This is a genomic window from Ligilactobacillus murinus DSM 20452 = NBRC 14221, assembly GCF_001591685.1.
GTDB classification, from domain to species: Bacteria; Bacillota; Bacilli; order Lactobacillales; family Lactobacillaceae; genus Ligilactobacillus; species Ligilactobacillus murinus.
The window spans coordinates 1-5,523 of the sequence record NZ_BCVJ01000073.1; the positions used below are offsets into that span (position 1 = coordinate 1).

General features: G+C 34.7%; 4 protein-coding genes. All 4 read right to left on the reverse strand.

All coding sequences use genetic code 11. The features are described 5' to 3' along the window. Positions 1 to 1,510, reverse strand: a 1,510-nt coding sequence (locus tag LMU01S_RS09395; protein WP_156470412.1) for a hypothetical protein, incomplete at its 3' end; no start/stop codon positions are given. A 59-nt stretch (positions 1,511 to 1,569) separates the two neighbouring features. After that, positions 1,570 to 2,442: a hypothetical protein gene (locus tag LMU01S_RS09400; protein ID WP_056957975.1), complete on the reverse strand. Its 873-nt coding sequence runs from the start codon at positions 2,440 to 2,442 to the stop codon at positions 1,570 to 1,572. A gap of 12 nt (positions 2,443 to 2,454) precedes the next feature. Continuing rightward, the gene (locus LMU01S_RS09405; RefSeq protein ID WP_156470413.1) at positions 2,455 to 4,071 is read right to left on the reverse strand and encodes a hypothetical protein; all 1,617 of its coding nucleotides are present in this window, start codon (positions 4,069 to 4,071) and stop codon (positions 2,455 to 2,457) included. Between the two features lie 677 nt (positions 4,072 to 4,748). Beyond that, complete coding sequence (locus LMU01S_RS09410; protein ID WP_056957980.1) at positions 4,749 to 5,042, reverse strand: Mor transcription activator family protein; 294 nt, start codon at positions 5,040 to 5,042, stop codon at positions 4,749 to 4,751. Positions 5,043 to 5,523: the final 481 nt, after the last annotated feature.

The following is a 5,523-nucleotide window of genomic DNA, read 5'->3' on the forward strand; positions in this document are numbered from 1 at the left end:
TCAAAATATCGTACACATTTTCTTCTATGATTCTTGGTTTTAGAAGCTTCAAATAGAATGATTTACGATCACTCAGCATTTGTTCACGCCGCTTCATATCCCATTCCTGTTTTTTTCGCTCTAATTCTTGATCATTTTCCTTGTTCTTTTCTTTCCACTTTACACTTGCCTCAACTGCGGATTCAGATGGCAAGTTTCCACCATAAGCTGAAGCTTCAAGTGCTTTATCAAATACTGCCGCACCACCTTTTGAGATCCATGATCCGATACCGGCAGTTGGTCGCTTATCATCAACATCAACAAGTGCGTTAAAGTACTCAATAGAGTTTTGCCGCGCAATAATTTCACTAAGTTTAAATCCGTATATGTTTAAACTTGATTTACTCATATCAGTTATTTCTAGTAAATACTTGATATAACTCTTTGTCTTAGCTTTCAATGCAGCATATTCTACTGGTAATAAACCACCATTTAGATACGTATTTGCATATTCAAGATTGTCCGAAAAGATTTCCTTCGATTCATTATCAATACTATTTTCTATCTCATTGATCAAATCAAAATCTTTTTTGAAGGAATCAATCAAAAATCTCTCGCTTTGTTCCTTTGGTAACTCTAAATACGCAATTAATTGAGCTTCTTTGCTCTTCCCTAAATTTAGCATAAGCTTTAATTTTTCTAGAGTATATTCATTTTTACTATCAAAATCATTCAGAAACTCCAAAGCAGTTTCCATTTCATAAGTAGCTAAATTATCACCATCTGAAATAGTATTAGAAATAAATACTAATATTTTTGCTCTAAACTCTTCAAATCTTTCTTCATTTCGTTTCTTAAGTTTATAAGCTCCATATCTCAATCTTTGTAAATCCGCTTCTGCAATTGCTGCATCTACTATCCTTTCTGCAAGTAGCTCATGTTGTTCCTGATTTAAAAAAGTTATATGATCTAACTTTTCTAACTCGATTGCCGAGTAGTTCCCCTTCAATACATTTGAAAAAATATTTTGACAACTTTCTAAAATACTTTCATCTTTCTTAATTGCAGATATTACAGCCTCAAAAACTTCTCCATATTCACCTATATATAAATCATCAAATTCAACTTTTCCTTTTCCATTTAAATCAGGAAAAATGTTAATTAATCCACCAAAGTCAATATAACTACATAGCATACTTTGTAGTGATAATTTTTGGAGCATCATATTATCTTTGAATTTCCAAAAGATAAATTCATCGGTTGCCCCCACACCCAAACCACCATTATTTCTTATTTTAGTAGTATCAACAAAAAACAACAAATCTTTATAGTCAACTCCAAAAATCTCACGTAAATTATCGATTTTTTTATGTTCAATATCTTCTGTTGATAAATTGGACACCATCGCATTTTTAAGAGAATGTGCAAAATGTTTCTTTAATTCAATATTCTGTACATTCTCACCAAGTGGACAAATTTCGTCATCCACAATTTCATTGGCAAGTTTTTTAATACTATCAAATAACCCCATCTTATAACCCTCACATTCTTTCAATCTATTTTTACCTAATTTTTCAAATCATTTAATACTCAATCTTGAGCGTGAAACTTTCTATCTTCACCTAATACCCAGTTCAAACTTTTCGCACTAGCCTTCATATCATGAACAAAAGCTATAATGTTTTGCCATTGTTCATTTGAAAACTCTCGAGCATTATTCGGATAGGATGTAGTAAACACTTGCAAGCCACTTCGGATGTAATCACTATCACCGTTGGTAAGGTTAATTACTCTATCTGTTTCATAAATCAGTGTATTCTCACCTTTTTCAGCAGCTTTCACTTCAACAGTTTGTTTCCTCATTTGCTCAGCAGCCTTTTTATTTTTCCCATTGGCTAATAGACCACCACCTATCAAAGCTGCACCGCCGATCGTCCAGCCGATTGGTCCAGCTGCTGCTAATAAAGCTGATCCCCCTGCCATTCCTGAACCACCAGCTGCTATCGCACCTCCACCTAACCAAGCTAAAGCTGCATTAGTAGCTGCCGCTCCAGACAAAGTAGATATTGCCACTCCAGTAGAGGCCGTTCCGAACGTCGTAGCAATAGCCATCGCTGCTGTTGGTGCCAAAGCTGCTACACCAACACCAGCTGCTACACCACCTGCTACTGTTCCACCAGCAGCCTTTAGATCTTCATCGTATTGTTTTTTTGCAGCAATAAGAAGATTCTCAAAACGCGTGTATTGTATCTTAACTTCCTTCATATCAGCATTTATTCCAACTGGTTTATTTGCCAATCCATCAATGTACTCAATGGCATATTGCAATTGCTTTTTTAGCTGTGTTCGTGAATTATATAGTTCTTCCAATTTCTTCTGACGTGTCTCTACTTTTTTTTCATAATCTTCTACTGCTACTTCTAAATCTCTTTGTGCTTCTTTTCTTAAACCACTGTTAAACATATCGATCTCTCCTTATCCTAAAAAGAATTTTTTAGCTTCATCTACATTATGAAACAACTCACTATCATCTACACCCCATGCTCTTGCATATGCGATACTTGCAGAAATTTGCTCTTCCCCCGAAAGATTCATATCGTGAGCAAGTAATGCTAAATTATCCATCTTGTCATAATAATCTTTAATATCACTAAGAATTCCTCTATACACTTCATCTACAGCTGCCAAAGCCTTACTATAAGTCTCTAGGATTTCTCTCTTAGTACGCTGAAGCCCATACATTATGCCATTCCAAGCGTCTTTAAATTTCTTCATGATTTTGCCAAAATTGTCCATGACATAAATCAACAATGCTGAACAAGAACCAGTAATTAAAATTCCTCCAATAATTCCTATAGGTTCAGCAACCATACTTAATGCGGTCGGTGTCAAAGCTTTCTTGATCCCCTCTTCAGCAATAATTCCGATAGATGCTGATACCCCCAAAGAAATCATTTTAATTGTTTCTTTAACTAAAGTCGCCTTATCTAAGTTATTTGGATTTTTAGTCCACATTTTAAATGCACTAATTAAAGTCGTAACGCTATCTTGTAGAATTTTACCCACACTTTTTATAGTCGTTGCAACCATATTGATCAATGTTGTTACAATAGTCCCAACGATACCACTAATAAATCCCTCTTTAGCACTAGTAAAAATTTCTTTGATGATATTTTTGATATCTTTAGCTTTTTCGATCAGACGATTTTTTATGCGAATACCCATGTCTTTTAAAGCAAATAAACGCTCAGATATTCGATTATAATTTTTCCAATTTGCTGCATAGGATTGCATTTCTTCAATAAAAATGCTTGTCCCATAGTGCATTAGCAAACCGATAACTTGTTTTTTTGCTTGAGCTATACCTGAACTGAAGCTAGCCATACTTACTTCTCTTCCAGCAGCTAAGACAACTTTGCCTTTAATATGCAATTGTGATTTCCTACGCAATCTCATTGCCTCGGCTTCATCAATACCATAGCGTTCGGCATTAGTTTGGCCATCTTTTTCTTTTTTGAGCCACTCTTCCATAGATGTTTCACCTTTTGATTGATTCATCCTGCCATCAATTGCTGCCATGTTACTATCAGCTGTTGCCATATCATTTCTTTCATCATCTGTCATATAAAGTCTGGCCGCGTCCATCTCATGAATCTCTTTAGCTGATGTAATATGGTCAATATGAGTTCTACCATCCTTATTGAGTTTTTTATGTGTATAGGCATCATAGATTTCTTCATTTTCCGTAAACATTTTCTTTCGTTGCGTACTTAATTTACGGTCGCCACGACCTTCGTAGTTTTTCCGATTATATGTAGCATTGAAACGACGCTCATGTTCATTATCTACAAAGACACCTTTTTTAGCATTATGAATCGTACTTACATTGCCACCATCTTTATAATCAGAAAGTCCCCCTGTTCCTTCAAGAGCATTCAAAACCTTTTCGATTCCAAAACGTTGAACTGTTTCTGTAGTTAATTGATTTTTGAGAACTGACCAAAAAGACTCCATCTGCTGGTTGTCAGTATTATATTCATCTTTTGTATTCATATTCTTGAAAAAATCATCTTCTAATATTGCTTCATACATATATACCACCCAACTTCCTTATTAAGATTTTTACTTTATTAATAATAATTTAATTTTCTCATACTTTTAAAGACTTTTCTACTGAAAACATCTTCAAAAGTTCCATAAAACCCAGTTATTAAATTTTTTCACTATATTTTCTATTATCTATCCCTGCTCAATATCCATCAGATGTCATTCAATGCATTACCTAGTGATTCAGCAATCAAAACTACCACTACACTTTTAATCACCTTATGTTTTATATTATCCACTGATAAATAGACATATAGTGTCATCTAGTGAAAAAAGAATAACTTTTTTCACTGCACAAAAAAGGCTCTAGCAAATCTGCTAAAGCCTCATTGATCATCTTCATTTATCTGACTGATCATCCGTAACCAGATTGACCATCCGCTCGCCAAACAGCTCGTAGAATAGCTGATAAATTCCGTTGTTCTCCAATCAGGGCTGCCATCTCTTGATATGTCTTCTTATAATCCGAAATCATGGTGCACTCCGCAAAATTAATCTTATTTTAATTGTATACCCTTATTTGCTGACATTTCGACTGGCATTTTCATAAATTTTCGCCTTGGAAATTATCTCGATAAATCCTAATTTATCAACCTTATATTTGGCATATTCTATGAATTTGGCAACAATAAATATATTTTTTTAAATTTATTTTAGGTTGCCTATTTTTTGCAATCTGCTACTGGTGTGCCTTTTTCACGAGCTTTACGCAAATTGTCTGAGACCCATTTTTGAGAATAACCGTACTTGCGCGCCAGTTCACGTGAATTACGTCCATTATATTGCTCAATGATTTTTGTCGCAGCAATCTTACGGTCATAGAGATGGCTTGGGATCACTAATTGCGAGCCTTTATAGTGATCATGGACCTTCAACATGCTTTCTAGACCGATCAAATTCTGCAATTCCTTATAAAATGAGTGCAATGCCTCAATATCGATTTCTTCTTTATCCATAATGATAAACTCCCTAGCATTAATACATCCCAAATTATATAAAATGCATCTTGCAGTTGATATAGCGGTCTTCAACGTATTTATACATGTAATTTTACACGAAAAAATACCCGACCAAATTTTTGAAATTCAATCAGGTATTTTCTTATCCAAAACAAACGCCCACCATCCCTAAGACCTCAAATCCTTTTTGAAAAGATTTTCTGGTAAAAGCCATTAACTGAGAGATCATTTCCTACTGAGTGCGGGTAATTTCTGCCTGTTTAGCAAGTGACATCCTCGAAAACTCTCTTTACAGTGCCTCGATTGGTTCAGGTACCTCAGCATACTGGGTAGAAAGTTTATCTGACATATTTATTATTTTGAATAGTTGTTTTAGCCACTTGATGGTCTAGAAGATCATAGAATTCTATGAGTAGCTCGTTGACTTTTTGGATGTTTAGCTTATTTCATCATATCCTCCAGTCTAAATATTTACAGA